Source organism: Burkholderia sp. TSV86 (genome assembly GCF_001522865.1).
Classification (GTDB): Bacteria; Pseudomonadota; Gammaproteobacteria; order Burkholderiales; family Burkholderiaceae; genus Burkholderia.
Genome location: NZ_LOWB01000085.1, coordinates 12,862 through 30,494, shown reverse-complemented (window position 1 = coordinate 30,494; position 17,633 = coordinate 12,862). Strand labels below are relative to the sequence as shown.

The following is a 17,633-nucleotide window of genomic DNA, read 5'->3' as shown; positions in this document are numbered from 1 at the left end:
CATCCACGGCACCTGTGACGTTCATGCGCGCGCTGTTGCGCCATCCGCTCGCCTGGCCGTCGCTGACGCTTGCGCTGCTGCTCGCGATCGACGTCGCGCACCGCGCCGACTTCCTGTCGATCACGTTGCTCGACGGCCACCTGTTCGGCGCGCCGATCGATATCCTGAACCGCGCGGCGCCGCTCGCGATCGTCTCGCTCGGCATGACACTCGTGATCGCCACGCGCGGCATCGACATTTCGGTCGGCGCAGTGGTCGCGATCGCCGGGGCCGCCGCCGCAGTGGTTCTCGAAGCGCATCCGTTGGCGCATCGCGCGGATATCGGCGCGGCGCTGCTCGCGGCGGCGGGTGTCGGGTTGCTGGCGGGCGTATGGAACGGCGTGCTGGTCGCGTTCGTCGGAATGCAGCCGATCGTCGCCACATTGATCCTGATGGTTGCCGGGCGCGGCATTGCCCAATTGCTCACGGGTGGCCAAATCATTCCGATCGAAGCGCCAGGCTACCTGTCGCTCGGCGGCGGCTACCTCGCGGCCGTGCCGTGCGCGATATGGATCGCGGCCGGCGCGACGGCCGTGACCGCGTGGCTCGCGAATCGCACGGCGCTCGGCCTGTTTATCCGGTCGATCGGCGTGAATCCGGTCGCCGCCCGGTTGGTGGGCCTGCGATCCGGCGCGATCGTGTTCGGCGTCTACGTGTTCTGCGGCTTGATGGCCGCGCTCGCCGGCATCATCGCCAGCTCGAACGTGCGCAGCGCCGACGGCAATCACGCGGGGCTGCTGCTCGAACTCGACGCGATTCTCGCGGTGACGCTCGGCGGCACGTCGCTCGCGGGCGGGCGCTTCAGCCTCGCCGGCACGGTGCTCGGCGCGCTGATCATCCAGACCCTGACCTACACGACCTATTCGATCGGCGTGCCGCCGGAGGCGACGCTCGTGGTCAAGGCGATCGTCGTGATCGCGGTGAGCGTGATCCAGTCCGAATCGGCGCGCGCGCTGCTCGTGCGGGCGGCGGCGCGTTACCTGCGCTTCGCGCGGCCGCGCACCGCCACCGAAACAGGAGCACGCACGCCATGAGCAAGCTGACCGGCCGGCTGGCCGACCCCCGAGTCCTGCCGATCGCCGTGACGATCGCGTTGTTCGCCGTGCTGTTCGGCTTCGGCTGCGTGATGTACACCGGGTTCTTTTCGCTGCAGGTGCTGTCGGGGCTCATCGTCGACAATGCGTTCCTGCTGATCGTGGCGATCGGCATGACGTTCGTGATCGTATCGGGCGGGATCGATCTGTCGGTCGGCTCGGTCGTCGCGCTGACGACGATTCTCTGCGCGCTCGGCGCTGAATGGCTGCGCTGGCCCATTTGGGCGGTCGTGCCGGTCGTGCTCGCGATGGGCACGCTGTATGGCGCGGCGATGGGCGCGCTGATCCATTATTTCCGCCTGCAGCCTTTCATCGTCACGCTGGCGGGCATGTTCCTCGCGCGCGGCGCGTGCTTTCTGATCACCACGCAGTCGATCACGATCAACGAGCCGACGTTTCATGCGGTCGCTGGCCTGAGCGTGCCGCTCGGCGGCGGCGCGCTGAATGCGGGCGCGCTGATCGCGCTCGCGGTGCTCGCGGCGGCGATCTACGTCGCGCATTTCACGCATTTCGGACGCAACGTCTACGCGATCGGCGGCAACGAGCGCTCGGCGTTGCTGATGGGGCTGCCGGTCGCGCGAACCAAGATCGGCGTGTATGCGCTGAGCGGCCTGTGCTCGGCGCTCGGCGGCGTGGTGTTCACGCTTTACGTGTTGTCGGGCTACGGCTTGCAGGCGCAAGGCATGGAACTCGACGCCATCGCGGCGACCGTGATCGGCGGCACGCTGCTGACGGGCGGCGTCGGCTACGTGATCGGTTCGGTGTTCGGCGTCGGCATACTCGGCACGATCCAGACACTGATTACGTTCGACGGCACGCTCAGCTCGTGGTGGACCCGCATCGTGATTGGCGCGCTGCTCTGCGCTTTCTGCCTGCTGCAACGGATCATCGAGCGGCATGCCGCGCGGCGCCCGGCCGGCGGCGGATTCGACGCCGCGCCGCAGCCGCCGGGCGGCACGGCGTCGCGGCCCAACGGCGCCGATGATGATGCCGGCCTCGTATCGATGAGATGATGTGGGTTCAGAGCCACCTGACAACGAGGAAAAAAACATGCAACCGGAAACCGGATTCGACATCGATGCCGTGGACGCCGTGGAATCGGCCGCCCCGCTGGTGACACAATTCGTCCTCGACCTGAGCAGCGCGCCGGACAGACGCATCGTCGCCGATGCACTGCGCCTGCTGCTGCGCGAGCGCTCGGACGCGCTGAATTTCGCGATGCGCATCGCCGCCGAACATGGCCAGCCGCGGCCCGACCCCGGCGGCTTCGGGCTGAGCGATATCCTGCGGCTGCTGCGCACGGTGGAGCGGGTTGACGTGCCGGATTGATCGAGCGGCGCGCATCGGATGCGCCGGGTGGGCTTGGAGGTGACGCGCGCGGCCGCGCCGGGCTGAAGGGGCGCCGAGACGTCGGAGGATGCCTGAGCGCCGGAGCACCGAGACACCGCGCCGGGCGCGAGACGCCCGGCTCTTCTCCGATAGATACCCGGATCGTGCCGATGCGCGACTCGACAGGCCGCGATATGCCGGAGCCGGACCGCGGCGCTACGGCGGCCAGGAATCAAGAATAACGATTGTTGCATCGATGGAGACAAACGCATGACGAACGAGATACGCGCCGATTTGCTGATCGACAGCCGGTGCGCGCTGGGAGAGGGCGCGACCTGGTGCTGGCGCAGCGGCCTGCTGTATTGGACCGACATCGAAGGCCGGCAACTGTGGCGCCACGATCCCAGCACGAACACAAGCGTATCGTTTCCGATGCCCGAACGGCTTGCGTGCTTCGCGCTGTGCACCAACCCGCGTTACCTGCTGCTCGGGCTGGCGACGCATCTGGCCTATTTCGATACGGAACACGCCGCGATGACGGCGATCGTCGATGTCGAACCCGGCTTGCCGACACGTCTGAACGACGGCCGCTGCGACCGGCAGGGCCGTTTCGTATTCGGCACCAAGCATGATGTCGACGAGCCGGAGCCGATCGGCGGCTTCTATCGGCTGAACGCCGATCTAACGCTCGAGCGCTTGCCGTTGCCGAACTGCGCGATTTCGAACAGCATCGCGTTCGCGCCGGACGGCCGGACGATGTATTACTGCGATTCGCCCACCCGGCGGATTCATGCGTGCGACTACCCCACGTTCGCGTCCAACCGGGTGTTTGTCGAGCTGGACGGCGCCGACGGCGTGCCCGACGGCTCGACCGTCGACCGCGACGGCTATTTGTGGAATGCGCAATGGGGCGCATCGCGCGTGGTGCGATATGCGCATGACGGCAGCGAGGCCGCGCGCATCGCCGTGCCGACCTGTCAGCCGAGCTGCGTCGCGTTCGGCGGGCCGCGGCTCGGCACGCTTTATGTGACGAGCGCCGCCGTTGACCTTACCGATGCCGCGCGCCGGGCCGATCCGCATGCGGGCGGTGTGTTTGCCGCGCAGCCCGGCGTGTACGGGCTGGCGGAGCCGGTGTTTGGTGTCGGCGGGTGATGCAGAGGCGGACGGCCGCGCACGCACGCGCTTGCGTGCGGCAGTGGCAGCGCGGTTCGAACCTGCAGGCGTTGATGACGTGCGACGAAACGAAAAAGCCCGCTTTACGCGGGCTTTTTCATGCGAATCGCAGCAGGCCGGAATGCTGGTGGGCTTGCTTCGGGCTTGGGCGCGTGGTGTCAGACGTTGAACAGGAAGTTCATCACGTCGCCGTCGTGCACGACGTACTCCTTGCCTTCCGCGCGCATCTTGCCCGCTTCCTTCGCGCCTTGCTCGCCCTTGTACGCGATGAAATCGTCATACGCGATCGTCTGCGCGCGGATGAAGCCGCGCTCGAAATCCGTATGGATCACGCCCGCCGCCTGCGGCGCGGTATCGCCGATATGGATCGTCCACGCGCGGACCTCCTTCACGCCCGCGGTGAAATACGTTTGCAGCCCGAGCAGCTTGAAGCCCGCGCGGATCACGCGGTCCAGGCCCGGCTCGTCCATGCCCATATCGGCGAGGAAGGCTTCCTTGTCGGCGTCGTCGAGATCGGCGATTTCCGCCTCGATCGCCGCGCACACCGCGACAACCGGCGATTTTTCCGCCTCCGCGTACCGGCGCACCGCGTCGAGGTGCGGATTGTTCTCGAAGCCGTCTTCCTTCACGTTCGCCACGTACATTGCCGGTTTAGCGGTGATCAGGCAAAACGGCTTGAGCAGCGCCTTTTCGTCCTCCGACAGATCGAGCCCGCGCACGGCGCGGCCCTGGTCGAGATGCGCGCGCGCCTTGTCGAGCACCGCGACGAGCTTCGCGGCCTCCTTGTCGTTGCCCGACTTCGCCGCCTTCGAGTAGCGGGCGAGCGCCTTCTCGACGGTGCCGAGGTCCGCGAGCGCGAGTTCGGTGTTGATCACCTCGATGTCGTCGAGCGGGCTCACCTTGCCTGCGACGTGGATCACGTTGTCGTCCTCGAAGCAGCGCACGACGTGCGTGATCGCGTCGGTTTCGCGGATGTTCGCGAGAAACTGGTTGCCGAGGCCCTCGCCCTTGCTCGCGCCGGCGACGAGGCCCGCGATGTCGACGAACTCGACGACAGCAGGCACCACGCGCTCGGGCTGAATGATGTCGGCGAGCGCCTTCAGGCGCGCATCGGGCACTTCGACGACGCCGACGTTCGGCTCGATCGTGCAGAACGGATAGTTCTCGGCGGCGATGCCGGCCTTCGTCAGCGCGTTGAACAGGGTGGACTTGCCGACGTTAGGCAAGCCGACGATGCCGCATTTGAGGCTCATGGGTTCCTTCGGGATTTCGGAGATTCGGTGAAGCAGCGATTGTAACGCTTTCGGCCGTCCGCTTTCGTCCGCGATCCAGCCCTAAAAGACGAGGCGCGGCGGCGGCAAATCAAATCCGTGCGAACCGGGTGTATTCACGAAGACGGTAAATTTCTTTCGGTATGAAAAACGTGCGGCCGATTCATCGAATTTCCGCGTTGCAGCATGATTAACCGCCGAAAATTTAATCCGAACTTTATTAATAATGTTAAAACATCGCCGAAAACGGTGAAAAAAACAGGGAAAAAATATAAAGTAGCGGCTGCGCAGCGTGGCCGCATCCTCTCCATGGCGTTGCAGCCGGCTCGCGGCCGCGATGCACGGCACCGAAGATCAACAGCAGGAAGCATTGCCGGCGTCATCGTTCAGTCATTGACGCTCAGTTATCCAAATCGATCTGCGCCGGAAGTCGATCGCCTAGGCGTTCAGCAACGAGGCTGAAATGAAATCGACATTTATTCTCACGCGCTGGCTGAGTTTGGCCGGTCTGCGGCTGTTTCGAACCCGCGTTTCTTTGTCGGACGAGACCGTGGCGCGCCTGAAAGCGTCGCCTCATATCGTTTGCGCGAATCACGTTTCCTATCACGATGGTTTGCTCGTCGCTTTCGCGAGTCCGGTGCGGCTCGTTTTTTGCATCGATACGCTGCATTCGCGCCGCCTCAGGCGCACCCGCTGGGCACTTCTGCTCGGGCAGGCGCTGGGGCTCGGCCGCATGGTTTCCGTCGATTCCGGTTCGCCCTACGGCATGCGCCGTTTGCTGCGCGAACTCAAGAACGGCAACAGCGTCATGGTCTTTCCGGAGGGCCGTATCAGCCCGGACGGCAATGCGCTCGTCGAGCGTCCCGGCGTGGAATGGCTCGCGAAGCAATCCGGCGTCGACATCATTCGCCTGCATATCGACGGCGCGCATCGCTGCCGGATTTTCGGCAAGAACGGCGACAAGTGGTTTCCGCCCATCCGGATCGAAGGATGACGGGTGCCGCGCGGGCTGATTCGCGCTAAGCCCGGTGGAGGTGCGCTGCTGCGTGACGGGCGCAACGGGGCGGCGGGCGGGTGGCGCGTGGACGGACGGGAGCGGGCTACGGGCGGGAGCGGCTCCAAGCGATATCCGATCGCCGCGGTCATCGAATGGGGCCGGCCGAAGTGGCGCCGCCGCGCGGCACGGTTCCGATTGCTGACCGCCGGCCGGCGATGGCGGGCAGCGCACCGCTCGCAGTGTGCGCTGCCCGCCGAGCGGATCGCGCCGGCCGCCGCCGTGACCCGCCATGACCCGCCTTTAGCCCATGCTGACCGGCGCTATCGGCATCAACCGGTACCAATCGGCGCCCATCAACGCAACGCTAATCAGCGATCCGCCGGTCGGCGAGCGCCGCGCGGCAATCGTCCAGCACGAGCAGCGCGAGGCGCGATTCGAAATTCAGATCGTCGGTATCGATAATTTCCTCGACCGCATCGCGTGCCCACGACGCGTTGACGAAATCCGCATGCCGCTTCGCGATATCGAGCGCGATGAGCGACAATTTCGCGAGCGACAACCAATCGGCTTCGCGCGCGTGCCGATCGAGCCATTTGTGCGCCGACTGCACTTGGAACGCCGCGCCGGGCCAGCTTTCGTTCAGGTAATACGCACCGAGGTTGCCGACGCAAAGCCAGCAGAGCAACTCCACTCGGTCCTGTTGATTGAGATGGTGGCTTAAGTCGCTCATGGCCGTGCTCACGATGGTGGTCGAGACCGGTTTTCCGACGCGCGCAATCCACGCGCCGTCATAGAAACGATAGCACGCGGCAGGCCGGATCAGGGGGCCGTTCAGTGGGGGGGAATACTTAAAGCGCTGAGCGCGGCCGGCGCGCCGGCGGCTCGCGCCGCGCGGCACGCCTATCGGTAGCGGTCGTAGTAATAGTCGCGGTGATGGTGGTATCCGCCGTCCGGCACCACGATGCAACCGCCGAGCAGGCTGCCCAGCGCGAGCGCGAGCGCGGCGAATGCGGCGATCCGTTTCATCGACATCTCCTATCGGGATAACGCCGGTTCACTGTAGCGGCCGGCCGTATGACAGGCGGTGTGCGTTTGTAAGAAAACGTGCGGCGCGTAATGCGGCGGCCTGGCTGCGCCGGCTGCGCCACGCGCGCCGGTTACATCAGCATCGGCCGGTAATCGACGGATCGCGCGCGCGAGTTCGCGGGAGCCTGACGGAGCGCAAACCGGCGCGCGAGCCGGTGCGGCAGGCCCGGCTATAATGCGCGCCATGACTGTCTACCATCAGACCTTCGACGTCGCTGTCGTCGGCGGCGGCCTCGTCGGCAAGACCGCCGCGCTCGCGCTGACGCAGGCGGGCCACAAGACGGCGCTGCTCGCGCGGCCGGCCGCGCCGCGTCCCGCCGATGGCGCGTTCGATGCGCGCATCTACGCATTGTCGGCGAGTTCGCAGGCGCTCCTCGAGCGGCTGCGCGTCTGGCAGGCGCTCGACCATAGCCGGCTCGCGCCCGTCTACGACATGCGCGTCTACGGCGATGCGCACGCCGAGCTGCATTTCTCCGCGTTCCAGGCGTCGGTGCCGCAACTCGCGTGGATCGGCGAATCGTCGCTGATCGATGCCGCGCTCGATGCCGCGCTACGCTTCCAGCCCAACCTCACGTGGCTCGATGCGCGCGCGCAGGGCTTCGACGTGAAGCCGGACGAGGCGGTGCTCACGCTGTCGAGCGGCGAGGTGATCGCGGCGGATCTCGTAGTCGGCGCCGATGGCGCGCATTCGTGGGTGCGCGCGCAGATCGGCTCGAAGGTCGAACGGCGCGATTACCGGCAAACCGGCGTGGTCGCGAACTTCAAGGCGTCGCAGCCGCATCGCGAGACCGCGTATCAGTGGTTCCGCGACGGCGAGATCATCGCGCTGCTGCCGCTGCCGGACGGTCATGTGTCGCTCGTCTGGTCCGCGCATACCGCGCATGCCGACGCGCTGCTCGCACTCGATCCCGCGCGCCTGGTGGCCGAAGTCGAGCGCGTCACGTCCGGCCAGCTCGGCGCGCTTGACTGCGTGACGCCCGCGCAAGGCTTCCCGCTCGCGCTGCAGACGCTCGAGCGGCTGATCGCGCCGCGCGTCGCGCTCGTCGGCGATGCCGCGCATCTGATCCACCCGCTCGCCGGCCAGGGGATGAATCTGGGCCTGCGCGACGTCGCGGCACTTGTCGACACGATCACGCAGCGCGAAGCGTTCCGCGGCCTCGGTGATACCGTGCTGCTGCGCCGCTACGAGCGCGCGCGCCGCGAGGACATCCGCGCGCTGATGATCGCCACCGACGGCTTGCAGCGGCTCTTCGCGCTGCCCGGCACGCTCGCGCGCGTCGTGCGCAACACGGGCATGGCGCTCGTCGGCGCGCAGCCGCTCGTCAAGCGCTGGCTGGTCGCATCGGCGCTCGGTTGAGCGGGCGATATGCGGCCGGGCGAACCTTCGCGCGGCGTGGCGGTCCGACACTGCGTCGCTGCCGTCGTACACTGTGGCGACGCACGACGCATGTTCTGAAGGAATATCCAGCATGAAAAAAACGATTCGCATCGCCTCGCTGGCGCTCGCCGTTGCGGCGGCGACGCTTGGCTGTACCGCGCAGGCAGACCAGACCACCGATAAGCTGAAGGCCGCGCTGCAGTCGCGCTTCGGCGCCGATGCGCCGGTCAAGAGCGTGACGAAATCGCCGGTTGCGGGGCTGTACGAGGTCAATCTCGGCTCGCAAATCATCTATAGCGACGCGACGGGCGACTACGTGCTGCTCGGCGAACTCATCGACACGAAGACGCACAAGAATCTCACGGCCGCGCGCATGGCCGAGATCAACAAGATCGATTTCGCGAGCCTGCCGCTTGCGAATGCGATCAAGGTCGTCAAGGGCAATGGCGCGCGCAAGATCGCGGTGTTTTCCGATCCGAATTGCCCGTATTGCAAGAAATTCGAGACGACGCTGCAGTCGATCGACAACGTGACGGTCTACACGTTCCTGTATCCGGTGCTGTCGCCGGATTCGACGGTGAAATCGAAGTCGATCTGGTGCGCGAGCGACCGCGCGAAGGCATGGCAGGCGTGGATGCTCGAGCATCGCGCACCCGCCGCCGCAACGTGCGATACGGCCGCGCTCGACAAGAACCTCGCGCTCGGACGCGGGATGAACGTGACGGGCACGCCGACCGTGTTTCTCGCCGACGGCACGCGTCTGCCGGGTGCCGTGTCCGCCGACGAGCTGAATCAGGCGCTTGCCGGCGTGAAGTGACGCGGCGTCACGTGCGTCACCGAGCGGCGTGACGCAGATTCTTCGCTGCAGCGGAGGCGTCGGCGGCAAGCCGGCGCCTCTTTTCATATCCGTTTCCGACTGCCCCGACCGACTCCGACGATGAAGCCCATTCGCTACACGATCGTTCCGAAAGATCCCGCTGCCCATTTGTTCGAAGTCACGCTCACGCTCGCCGATCCCGATCCGGCCGGCCAGCGTTTCATGCTGCCCGTGTGGATTCCTGGCAGCTACATGGTGCGCGAATTCGCACGCCATATCGTGACGCTGCGCGCGTTCAACGACGCGGGGCGCAAGCTGCGGATCGACAAGATCGACAAGCACACGTGGCAAGCCGCGCCCGCGCACGGGCCGATCACGCTGCGCTATGACGTCTATGCGTGGGATCTGTCGGTGCGTGCGGCGCATCTCGATGACAGCGGCGGCTTCTTCAACGGCACCAGCGTATTTGTCGCCGCGCTCGGGCGTGAGGGCGAGCCGTGCGAGGTGACCATCGAGCGCCCGGCGGGCGGCGCGTACCGGCGCTGGCGCGTCGCGACTTCGCTGACGGAGGCGCGCGGCACCAAGCGTTACGGCTTCGGCACGTATCGTGCGGACAATTACGACGAACTGGTTGATCATCCGGTCACGCTCGGCGAATTCGCGCTGACCTCGTTCAAAGCGCATGGCGTGCCGCACGACATCGTGATTTCGGGCCGCGTGATCGGCCTGGATCTCGAGCGGATCGCGGCGGATCTGAAGCGCGTGTGCGAAGCGCAGATCGCGCTGTTCGAGCCGAAGACGAAGCGCGCGCCGATGCAGCGCTACGTGTTCATGACGCAGGCGGTGAGCGACGGCTATGGCGGACTCGAGCACCGCGCGTCGACCGCGCTGATTTGCAGCCGCACCGATCTGCCGGTAAAGGGCCGCGCCGACACGACGGAAGGCTACCGGACCTATCTCGGCCTGTGCAGCCACGAATACTTCCATACGTGGAACGTCAAGCGGATCAAACCGGCCGCGTTCGTGCCGTATGACTTGTCGCGCGAAAACTATACGTCGCTGCTGTGGCTTTTCGAGGGGTTCACGTCGTATTACGACGACCTGATGCTCGTGCGCAGCGGCCTGATTTCTCAGGACGACTACTTCGGCGCGCTCGGCCGCACGATCGGCGGCGTGCTGCGCGGTGCCGGCCGGCTCAGGCAGAGCGTCGCCGAAAGCTCGTTCGACGCATGGATCAAGTATTACCGGCAGGACGAGAATGCGTCGAATGCGATCGTCAGCTATTACACGAAGGGCTCGCTCGTCGCGTTGGCGTTCGATTTGGCGATTCGCGCGCAAAGCCGTCAGCGCAAATCGCTCGATGACGTGATGCGCGCGTTGTGGCAGCGGTTCGGGCGCGATTTCTATCGCGGCGGCGCGCCGCGCGGCGTTGGCGAGGACGATGTGAAGGCGCTGATCGCCGAGGCCACCGGCGTCGATCTGGGACGGTTGTTCGACGATGCGGTGTCTGGCACGCGCGATCTGCCGCTGGCCGAGCTGTTCGAGCCGTTTGGCGTGACGCTCACGCCCGATACCGGGGCAAACGGCGCGCAGCCGCCTAAGCCTGCACTTGGCGCGCGCACGCGCGGCGGCGCGGAGTGCACGCTCGCGGCTGTCCACGAGGGCAGCGCCGCGCATCGCGCGGGGCTGTCGGCGGGCGATGTGCTCGTGGCGATCGATGGGCTGCGCGTGACGGGCTCGAATCTCGATGCGTTGCTCGCGCGCTACCGGCCGGGCGACAAGGTCGAGGTCCATGCATTCAGACGCGATGAACTGCGTGTGACGAAACTCAAGCTCGACGGCCCGGAGATCGCGCGTTACAAGCTGGCTGCGCAAGCTGCGTCGCCGGCGCACCGCCGGGCGCTGGCGGGCTGGTTGGCGGGTTGATCGGTTGAGCCGGGGGGCGGCGGATCACGCCGGCGCGCGTGGCGGTGGCCGCCGGCCGAACGCGGACGGCCGCAATGGCTCTGGATAGAAGCTAGAAACCACCGGCCCAAAGAGGAAGGGGCCGGCGCCGTTGGATTGAGGGAAGGAAGCACCTGCAGCACGACGAATAAAAAATTGGGGCTGCTTGATTGTTCCTCTGTCGCAACAATGCGTCGCCGGAATTCAGCTTTTTCGATGCAAAGCGGCCACGCACAATGGCGTCACTCGCGCAGCTTGTGCGCTAATTCATCGGAGTTCGACATGACGACCATTCTGCAAATCAATTCCGCCGCACGCTCGCAAGGCGCGCAATCGACGCTGTTGGCCGATGAGCTGACGGCAAAGCTGCAACAATCGAATCCTGGCGCACAAGTGACGCTGCGCAACCTGCAGGCCGATCCGCTGCCGCACCTCGACGACGCCGTGCTCGGCGCATTCTTCACTCCGGCCGACAAGCGCAGCGCGGAGCAGAACGCGATCGTCGCGAAGAGCGATACGCTGATCGCCGAACTGCAAGCCGCCGACGTGATCGTGATCGGCGCGCCGTTGTACAACTTCGGTATCTCGTCGCAACTGAAGACTTACTTCGACTGGATCGCGCGCGCCGGGGTGACGTTCCGCTACACGGCGAACGGGCCCGAAGGCCTGGTCACCGGCAAGAAGGTGTATGTGGTATCCGCGCGCGGCGGCAAATATGCCGGCACGCCGAACGATTCGCAAACGCCTTACCTGAAAACCTTCCTCGGCTTCCTCGGCATGACCGATGTGCAATTTATCTTCGCGGAAGGCTTGAACATGGGCCCGGATGCGCAGAGCGCGGGCCTGGCCACGGCGCGCGAGGCGATTGCCGCCGCGTGACGCCGTGCACGGGCGCGACGCGTCCGTTCAGTGATTCGTTCCGATGTAAAAACGCCGCTTGCCCGGAAAAGGAGAGCGGCGTTTGTATTTCATCGACGCAAGCGGGGAGCGAAGACGAGGCCGGCCAGCGTCGCGAGCGCTTTTTTGTATGCGGGGCAGCGGCTTGAGTCTGCCGCCGTTTGCGCGTTGGAGCGCCAGGCCGCCGCCGAGCCCAACGCACTCTGTCCGGCGCGGCTGGCGCGGAAATTACGCGAGCGTTTGAGCGTCGTCCGGCAGCCGCCAATCGATCGGCGCGCGGCCGTGTTGTTCCAGGTACGCGTTCGCGAGCGCGAAATGCCGGCAGCCGAGAAACCCGCGATGCGCGGACAGCGGCGACGGATGCGGCGCTTCGAGCACGCAATGCTCGCTCGCATCGAAGAGCGCGCGCTTGGCCTGCGCGTGTGCGCCCCATAGCATGAAAACGAGATGCCGATCGCGCTTCGCAAGCTCGCGGATCAGTGTATCGGTGCAGGGTTCCCAGCCGCGCTTCGCATGGCTTGCGGCGCGCGAACGCTCGACGGTCAGCACCGTATTGAGCAGCAGCACGCCTTGCCGGGCCCATGAATCGAGACAGCCGTGACGGGGGATCGCATAGCCGAAGTCGGACGAGATTTCCTTGAAGATGTTGCGCAGCGACGGCGGCGGCTTCACGCCGGGCGGCACTGAAAATGCGAGCCCGTGCGCTTGCGGCGTGCCGTGATCTTCACCGTGATACGGGTCCTGGCCGAGGATCACGACTTTCACGTCGTCCGGGCGCGTAAGCCGCAGCGCGCGAAACACGTCGGTCGGATAAACCGGCTTGCCCGCCGCGCGCTCGCCGTCGACGAAGTGGCAAAGCGGTTCGTACGCGCTGCTTGCGATGAACGGTTCGACGAGCGCGCGCCAGTCGGGCGGCAGCGCGTCGAATTGCGCGGCGAGAGACGGCACGGCGGCGGCGTTTGCCGTTGCGGGAACGGCGCACGAAGTGGGCGCGGAAGCGGGCGATTCGGGCGACGGATCGTCGAACAGCGAAGTCTGTTGCATCGGGCGGGATGTTGGGGGCTTGGGCTGAGTCATGAGAAGGCGGGTGCAGCGGGCGCGTCAGCCGGCGTGCGGCGTGCCGCCGCGCAGCCGGTAACCGCGCTGCGCCTTGCTCAGGTTGTCCGGCGCGATGCCCGGCAACTTGGCGCTCAGCTCGTCGGCCAGCGCGACGAGCGCCGATGCGTCGCCGTCGACGAGTTCGAGTTCGATCTCGCAGATCGGCTCGCGCCGCGCATCGCTGCCGACTTGTGCGACGATTTCGCCGCGATCGAGCGCGGCTTCGATCGTCGCGCCCGCGTGCGGGATTTGCCAGAGCGTGCGCGAGAAATCGGTGCGAAAGAGCGCGACGAGTTCGGGCGCGGCGGCGCGCAGCGCGTCGGCGGCGGCGGCGACGTCACAGGCGCCGATCAGCGCGTCGAGGTCGAGCGCCTCGCCCGCGACGGGCATTTCCCATTCATGCCGGCGATGCAGCCCGCCTTCGGCGGTGCCGGCCGTTTTGAACGTCTGCAACCAGCCTTGCGGCGCGCGCCTAAGCCGCAGCGCGCTTTTTGCGCGTGCGAGCGCGAGCGACGGCGTATCGAAATAGATGTTTGCGAGCGCGATGTCACGGCCGGGCGCGCCGGCGCGCGCATCGAGCAGGCGCCGTGCCGCGTCGGCCTGCGCGGAGGGCAGCGCGAGTTTGATTTCCTGTTCGATCGCCATCGTCGAATACGCCGCGGGTTAGAAAAACATCTGCGCGAGCGCCGCGCCCGGATCGTCGGCACGCATGAACGCCTCGCCGACGAGGAACGTGTGCACGCCTGCCGCCTCCATGCGCTCGACGTCCGCGCGCGACAGGATGCCCGATTCGGTCACGACGATCCGGTCGTCCGGGATCGCGTCGAGCATTCCGATCGTCGTGTCGATCGTCGTTTCGAACGTGCGCAGATTGCGGTTGTTGATGCCCACGAGCGGGGTCTTCAGCGTGAGCGCCTCGCGCAGCTCGTCGCGATTGTGCACTTCGACGAGCACCGCCAAGCCGAGCGAATGCGCATAGGCTTCGAGATCCTGCATCAGCGGCGTGTCGAGCGCGGCGGCGATCAGCAGGATCGCATCCGCGCCCATCGCGCGGGCTTCGAGCACTTGGTAGGCGTCGACGATGAAGTCCTTGCGCAGTACGGGCAGACTGCACGCGGCGCGCGCTTGTTCGAGGTAACGCGCGCTGCCTTGGAAAAACTGCTCGTCGGTCAACACCGACAGGCATGCAGCGCCGTGCCGCTCATACGAGCGGGCGATGTCGGCGGGCACGAAATGCTCGCGCAGCACGCCTTTCGACGGGCTCGCCTTCTTCACCTCGGCGATGACGGCCGCATGGCCCGCCGCATGCTGCTTGAGCAGCGCGCCGACAAAGTCGCGCGCGTCGCGCGACGACGCTTGCTGCTTCAGCGCGTCGAGCGGCGTGTTTTTTTGCGCGGCGGCGATTTCTTCGCGTTTTACCGCGATGATTTTGTCGAGGATATCGCTCATCGGTATTCCTGCTGATTTGAATCGGTTCAGACGGGGGCGATGCGCGCCGGCGCGCAGCCGGCACCCGGCGTTCAGCGCTTGAACTGCTGCGTGAAGCGCACCAGTTCGTCAACCTTCGCGCGCGCGCGCCCGCTTGCGATGGCGTCGCGCGCAAGCTCGATGCCATGCGCGATCGAGTCCACGACGTTCGCTGCGTAAAGCGCGGTACCCGCGTTCAGCGTGACGATCTCGCGCGCGACGCCCGGTTTGTTGTCCAGCGCGCCGAGCAGCATCACGCGCGATTCGTCGGCGTTTTCCACCTTCAGCGTGCGGTTCGACACCATTTGCAGGCCGAAGTCTTCCGGATGGATTTCGTATTCTCGCACGTCGCCGTCGACGAGTTCGCCGACGAGCGTCGCCGCGCCGAGCGACACCTCGTCCATCCCGTCCTTGCCGTAGACGACGAGCACGTGCGAAGCGCCAAGCCGCTGCATCACGCGCACCTGGATGCCGACGAGATCCGGATGGAACACGCCCATCAACTGGTTGGGCGCGCCGGCCGGATTGGTGAGCGGCCCGAGGATGTTGAAGATTGTGCGCACGCCGAGTTCGCGGCGCACCGGCGCGATGTTCTTCATCGCCGGATGATGGTTCGGCGCGAACATGAAGCCCATGCCCGTCTCGGCGATCGATGCGGCCACCTGCTCGGGCGGCAGGTCGATGTTGACGCCGAGCGCCTCCAGCACGTCAGCGCTGCCGGATTTACTCGACACGCCGCGATTGCCATGCTTCGCGACCTTCGCGCCCGCTGCCGCCGCGACGAACATCGTCGCGGTCGAGATATTGAACGTATGCGAGCCGTCGCCGCCGGTGCCGACGATGTCGACGAAATGCGCGTTGTCAGGCACCTCGACATGGTGCGCGAACTCGCGCATCACGGTCGCGGCGGCGGCGATCTCGCCGATCGTCTCCTTCTTCACGCGCAGGCCGGTGATGATCGCGGCCGCCATCACGGGCGACATGTCGCCGCGCATGATGAGCCGCATCAGGTGCAGCATCTCGTCGTGGAAGATCTCGCGGTGCTCGATCGTGCGCTGCAGCGCTTCCTGAGGGGTGATGGTCATGGTGTCGGGCTGCCGTCGTTATGCCGGATAAGCGGCCGCCTGCCGCGTTTCCTTCAGGAAATTCTTGAGCAACGCGTGCCCGTGCTCGGACAGGATCGATTCCGGATGGAACTGCACGCCCTCGATCGGCAGCGTCTTGTGGCGCACGCCCATGATTTCGCCGTCGTCGGTCCACGCGGAGATTTCGAGGCAATCGGGCAACGATTCGCGCTCGATCGCGAGCGAGTGGTAGCGCGTCACGTCGAAATGCTTCGGTAGATCGGCGAACACGCCGCGCCCATCGGTTTCGATCCGGCTGACCTTGCCGTGCATGATGGTTTTCGCGCGCACGACGCGCCCGCCGAACGCCTCGCCGATCGCCTGATGGCCGAGGCACACGCCGAGGATCGGCGTCTTGCCGGCGAATTCGCGCAGCACGTCGAGCGTGATGCCCGCGTGCTGCGGGTTGCTCGGGCCGGGCGACAGGCAGATCGCGGCCGGTGCGAGCGCCGCGATCTCGGCCGTTGTGATTTCGTCGTTGCGATAGGTGCGCACGTCTTCGCCGAGTTCGCCGAAGTACTGGACCAGGTTGTAGGTGAACGAATCGTAGTTGTCGATCATGAGCAGCATGATTCCTCCTAATTCTTTGAAAATACTCAATTTTTCGATTGGGATTCAGGGGCGTTCAAGGGATGCCCACCCCAAAATTCGCCCCAATTCGCCAGACTGGAAATGGGGCCGCCCGCTGCGGGGCCGTGCAAAGAACTTGGCAGGCTTAACGCCAACCAAAAAAGAGGAGTACGGAGGGGAATCGAGCGCTGTGTCGCATGAACGGCATTCTAACAGCACAAAAGGAACGGCGGCGCGCGTGCCCTGGCGGTGAATTGGGGGCAATGGTTTGCATCCGGCGGGCGGTGCCGGCCCTCGTTCGTCGAAATGCGCAATGCTCGAGCGTGCGGAGTCGCTACCGGAAACGCGGTTTCCCTATCAACCTTGATAGGTACCCGATGGGGAGTAGGCGAGACTACTTTATCAATATAGTCATAAGGATATCTGCAAAACTGCTATGCCTGCTCTCGACCAGCCCCGACTCGCCAGCTACTCCCATCACCATCGCCTTGTGCAATCCGAAGAGGAACTGCTCGGCCTGCTCCAGACGGAAATATCGGCTGCGTCGAATCGGGAACTCATTATCATGGCCGGGCACTTCATGCTTTTCCTCGACGAGTCTCGGGGATGCCTCGTACCCGGCGTAATCGAAGAAAACGAATCGCCCATGCGCGAAAGGATTGCGCGGCGGGTTGGCATATTTCCCGGCTATACATGGGAACTTGGCGTTCGTATTGCGCAAGCGTTCGAGCAGCGCTTCGACTCGATCCGATTCCTGCTGCTCATCAATGACTGGCAATACGTTTCGACTTCCAGCGGCCCCGCGTCCGAGCTGCGGCGCGTTTTTTATGAGCAGTTCGACAGGCTCCCGGCGTCGTATCGTGCGGCTCTTGAGCGCAGCGGGAAATTTTCCGCGGACAATGTGCTTGCCAGCCGCAAGCACCCGATCGCTTTTCCGGAAACCTGGCTTAAATACCGCTTCCAGAAAAGCGCCGACAAGCTGGTCAAGGCGGGGCGTCTCGACCGCCGCGTGCTCGATGACGGCCCAGATGCCGGAACCGAAATTTCTCTCATCGACGAGAACGGCGACTATAAACCGCTCATTACTTGCGGCGTAACCGGATGCGCGGGAGAGATCACCGAGATGATCTCGGAGATTTACAAGAGCGGGCACCGCTTGCTCCTGATGTTTGCTCCTGGCGAGTGCTTTCAGCCCGTCAAAACGGGAGTATCGGTCGCACTGTCCCTATACGGGCTGACCGGCATGAAGGTCATCATCGCGGATCCAGGCGGGAGCGGCGAGATGCAGCCGGACGAAATCTTCTCGAAGCTTGTCAACGTCGAGGTCATTACATCCTGAGCGGGGGAGC

At 65.4% G+C, this 17,633-nt stretch carries 19 protein-coding genes; 11 read left to right on the top strand and 8 right to left on the bottom strand.

The genetic code is table 11. From position 1 onward, the window contains the following. Nucleotides 1-14 precede the first annotated feature (14 nt). The 4 genes from WS68_RS15645 to WS68_RS15630 all read left to right on the top strand — a co-directional run bounded on the left by WS68_RS15645 (nucleotide 15) and on the right by WS68_RS15630 (nucleotide 3,614). Nucleotides 15-1,073 carry an ABC transporter permease gene (locus tag WS68_RS15645; protein WP_059571715.1) on the top strand — a complete coding sequence of 353 codons (1,059 nt, stop codon included), beginning with the start codon at nucleotides 15-17 and terminating at the stop codon, nucleotides 1,071-1,073. After that, nucleotides 1,070-2,146, top strand: coding sequence for a galactofuranose ABC transporter, permease protein YjfF (yjfF, locus tag WS68_RS15640; RefSeq protein WP_059571677.1), 1,077 nt, complete (start codon nucleotides 1,070-1,072; stop codon nucleotides 2,144-2,146). Before WS68_RS15645 ends, yjfF begins: the two co-directional genes overlap by 4 nt. 37 nt (nucleotides 2,147-2,183) lie before the next feature. Continuing rightward, nucleotides 2,184-2,462, top strand: a complete 279-nt coding sequence (locus tag WS68_RS15635; protein ID WP_231753034.1) for a hypothetical protein — start codon at nucleotides 2,184-2,186, stop codon at nucleotides 2,460-2,462. Nucleotides 2,463-2,732: 270 nt separating this feature from the next. Continuing rightward, entirely contained in the window at nucleotides 2,733-3,614 is an 882-nt protein-coding gene (locus WS68_RS15630; protein ID WP_059571676.1) for an SMP-30/gluconolactonase/LRE family protein, read from the top strand. A gap of 179 nt (nucleotides 3,615-3,793) precedes the next feature. On the opposite strand, the gene ychF is transcribed toward WS68_RS15630, so the two are convergent. Further along, nucleotides 3,794-4,888 (bottom strand): redox-regulated ATPase YchF, encoded by a 1,095-nt coding sequence (ychF, locus tag WS68_RS15625; protein WP_059571675.1) that lies wholly within the window; start codon nucleotides 4,886-4,888, stop codon nucleotides 3,794-3,796. Between the two features lie 204 nt (nucleotides 4,889-5,092). Between ychF and WS68_RS27695 the strand changes: the two genes are divergently transcribed. Both WS68_RS27695 and WS68_RS15620 read left to right on the top strand, forming a co-directional pair. After that, nucleotides 5,093-5,368 carry a hypothetical protein gene (locus WS68_RS27695; protein WP_156429527.1) on the top strand — a complete coding sequence of 92 codons (276 nt, stop codon included), beginning with the start codon at nucleotides 5,093-5,095 and terminating at the stop codon, nucleotides 5,366-5,368. A gap of 1 nt (nucleotide 5,369) precedes the next feature. Continuing rightward, entirely contained in the window at nucleotides 5,370-5,900 is a 531-nt protein-coding gene (locus WS68_RS15620; protein ID WP_059571674.1) for a lysophospholipid acyltransferase family protein, read from the top strand. 367 nt (nucleotides 5,901-6,267) lie between these two features. On the opposite strand, the gene WS68_RS15615 is transcribed toward WS68_RS15620, so the two are convergent. Both WS68_RS15615 and WS68_RS29275 read right to left on the bottom strand, forming a co-directional pair. Then, nucleotides 6,268-6,633, bottom strand: coding sequence for a hypothetical protein (locus tag WS68_RS15615; protein WP_059571713.1), 366 nt, complete (start codon nucleotides 6,631-6,633; stop codon nucleotides 6,268-6,270). A 170-nt stretch (nucleotides 6,634-6,803) separates the two neighbouring features. Beyond that, a complete protein-coding gene (locus WS68_RS29275) occupies nucleotides 6,804-6,929 on the bottom strand; it encodes a hypothetical protein (protein ID WP_082710082.1) in 126 nt (41 codons plus the stop codon). Nucleotides 6,930-7,164: 235 nt separating this feature from the next. Between WS68_RS29275 and WS68_RS15610 the strand changes: the two genes are divergently transcribed. The 4 genes from WS68_RS15610 (at nucleotide 7,165) to WS68_RS15595 (ending at nucleotide 12,007) form a co-directional block, all read left to right on the top strand. Then, the gene (locus WS68_RS15610) at nucleotides 7,165-8,346 is read left to right on the top strand and encodes a UbiH/UbiF family hydroxylase (RefSeq protein WP_059571673.1); all 1,182 of its coding nucleotides are present in this window, start codon (nucleotides 7,165-7,167) and stop codon (nucleotides 8,344-8,346) included. Between the two features lie 112 nt (nucleotides 8,347-8,458). Then, nucleotides 8,459-9,184, top strand: a complete 726-nt coding sequence (locus WS68_RS15605; RefSeq protein ID WP_059571672.1) for a DsbC family protein — start codon at nucleotides 8,459-8,461, stop codon at nucleotides 9,182-9,184. 120 nt (nucleotides 9,185-9,304) lie between these two features. Next, a complete protein-coding gene (locus WS68_RS15600; RefSeq protein ID WP_059571671.1) occupies nucleotides 9,305-11,110 on the top strand; it encodes a M61 family metallopeptidase in 1,806 nt (601 codons plus the stop codon). Nucleotides 11,111-11,410: 300 nt separating this feature from the next. Beyond that, the gene (locus tag WS68_RS15595; RefSeq protein WP_059571670.1) at nucleotides 11,411-12,007 is read left to right on the top strand and encodes an FMN-dependent NADH-azoreductase; all 597 of its coding nucleotides are present in this window, start codon (nucleotides 11,411-11,413) and stop codon (nucleotides 12,005-12,007) included. 246 nt (nucleotides 12,008-12,253) lie between these two features. Here the strand turns inward: WS68_RS15595 and WS68_RS15590 are convergent, their stop codons facing one another. The 5 genes from WS68_RS15590 to WS68_RS15570 all read right to left on the bottom strand — a co-directional run bounded on the left by WS68_RS15590 (nucleotide 12,254) and on the right by WS68_RS15570 (nucleotide 16,284). Beyond that, nucleotides 12,254-13,069 carry a uracil-DNA glycosylase gene (locus WS68_RS15590; protein ID WP_059571669.1) on the bottom strand — a complete coding sequence of 272 codons (816 nt, stop codon included), beginning with the start codon at nucleotides 13,067-13,069 and terminating at the stop codon, nucleotides 12,254-12,256. A gap of 57 nt (nucleotides 13,070-13,126) precedes the next feature. Further along, a complete protein-coding gene (locus tag WS68_RS15585) occupies nucleotides 13,127-13,768 on the bottom strand; it encodes a CYTH domain-containing protein (protein ID WP_059571668.1) in 642 nt (213 codons plus the stop codon). Between the two features lie 18 nt (nucleotides 13,769-13,786). Next, nucleotides 13,787-14,572, bottom strand: coding sequence for an indole-3-glycerol phosphate synthase TrpC (gene trpC, locus WS68_RS15580; RefSeq protein WP_059571667.1), 786 nt, complete (start codon nucleotides 14,570-14,572; stop codon nucleotides 13,787-13,789). Between the two features lie 71 nt (nucleotides 14,573-14,643). Further along, a complete protein-coding gene (trpD, locus tag WS68_RS15575) occupies nucleotides 14,644-15,675 on the bottom strand; it encodes an anthranilate phosphoribosyltransferase (protein ID WP_059571666.1) in 1,032 nt (343 codons plus the stop codon). Nucleotides 15,676-15,693: 18 nt separating this feature from the next. Beyond that, entirely contained in the window at nucleotides 15,694-16,284 is a 591-nt protein-coding gene (locus WS68_RS15570) for an aminodeoxychorismate/anthranilate synthase component II (protein WP_059520679.1), read from the bottom strand. A 436-nt stretch (nucleotides 16,285-16,720) separates the two neighbouring features. Here WS68_RS15570 and WS68_RS15565 point away from each other — a divergent pair, with 436 nt between their 5' ends. After that, a complete protein-coding gene (locus tag WS68_RS15565) occupies nucleotides 16,721-17,623 on the top strand; it encodes an LPD16 domain-containing protein (protein ID WP_059571665.1) in 903 nt (300 codons plus the stop codon). The last annotated feature ends 10 nt before the right edge of the window (nucleotides 17,624-17,633 follow it).

Excerpts from the sequence above, each read along its gene's own strand:
- yjfF (WP_059571677.1), top strand. The coding sequence starts at position 1,070 with ATGAGCAAGCTGACCGGCCGGCTGGCCGACCCCCGAGTCCTGCCGATC.
- WS68_RS15635 (WP_231753034.1), top strand. The coding sequence starts at position 2,184 with ATGCAACCGGAAACCGGATTCGACATCGATGCCGTGGACGCCGTGGAA.
- WS68_RS15630 (WP_059571676.1), top strand. The coding sequence starts at position 2,733 with ATGACGAACGAGATACGCGCCGATTTGCTGATCGACAGCCGGTGCGCG.
- ychF (WP_059571675.1), bottom strand. The coding sequence starts at position 4,888 with ATGAGCCTCAAATGCGGCATCGTCGGCTTGCCTAACGTCGGCAAGTCC.
- WS68_RS27695 (WP_156429527.1), top strand. The coding sequence starts at position 5,093 with ATGATTAACCGCCGAAAATTTAATCCGAACTTTATTAATAATGTTAAA.
- WS68_RS15620 (WP_059571674.1), top strand. The coding sequence starts at position 5,370 with ATGAAATCGACATTTATTCTCACGCGCTGGCTGAGTTTGGCCGGTCTG.
- WS68_RS15615 (WP_059571713.1), bottom strand. The coding sequence starts at position 6,633 with ATGAGCGACTTAAGCCACCATCTCAATCAACAGGACCGAGTGGAGTTG.
- WS68_RS29275 (WP_082710082.1), bottom strand. The coding sequence starts at position 6,929 with ATGAAACGGATCGCCGCATTCGCCGCGCTCGCGCTCGCGCTGGGCAGC.
- WS68_RS15610 (WP_059571673.1), top strand. The coding sequence starts at position 7,165 with ATGCGCGCCATGACTGTCTACCATCAGACCTTCGACGTCGCTGTCGTC.
- WS68_RS15605 (WP_059571672.1), top strand. The coding sequence starts at position 8,459 with ATGAAAAAAACGATTCGCATCGCCTCGCTGGCGCTCGCCGTTGCGGCG.
- WS68_RS15600 (WP_059571671.1), top strand. The coding sequence starts at position 9,305 with ATGAAGCCCATTCGCTACACGATCGTTCCGAAAGATCCCGCTGCCCAT.
- WS68_RS15595 (WP_059571670.1), top strand. The coding sequence starts at position 11,411 with ATGACGACCATTCTGCAAATCAATTCCGCCGCACGCTCGCAAGGCGCG.
- WS68_RS15590 (WP_059571669.1), bottom strand. The coding sequence starts at position 13,069 with ATGCAACAGACTTCGCTGTTCGACGATCCGTCGCCCGAATCGCCCGCT.
- WS68_RS15585 (WP_059571668.1), bottom strand. The coding sequence starts at position 13,768 with ATGGCGATCGAACAGGAAATCAAACTCGCGCTGCCCTCCGCGCAGGCC.
- trpC (WP_059571667.1), bottom strand. The coding sequence starts at position 14,572 with ATGAGCGATATCCTCGACAAAATCATCGCGGTAAAACGCGAAGAAATC.
- trpD (WP_059571666.1), bottom strand. The coding sequence starts at position 15,675 with ATGACCATCACCCCTCAGGAAGCGCTGCAGCGCACGATCGAGCACCGC.
- WS68_RS15570 (WP_059520679.1), bottom strand. The coding sequence starts at position 16,284 with ATGCTGCTCATGATCGACAACTACGATTCGTTCACCTACAACCTGGTC.
- WS68_RS15565 (WP_059571665.1), top strand. The coding sequence starts at position 16,721 with ATGCCTGCTCTCGACCAGCCCCGACTCGCCAGCTACTCCCATCACCAT.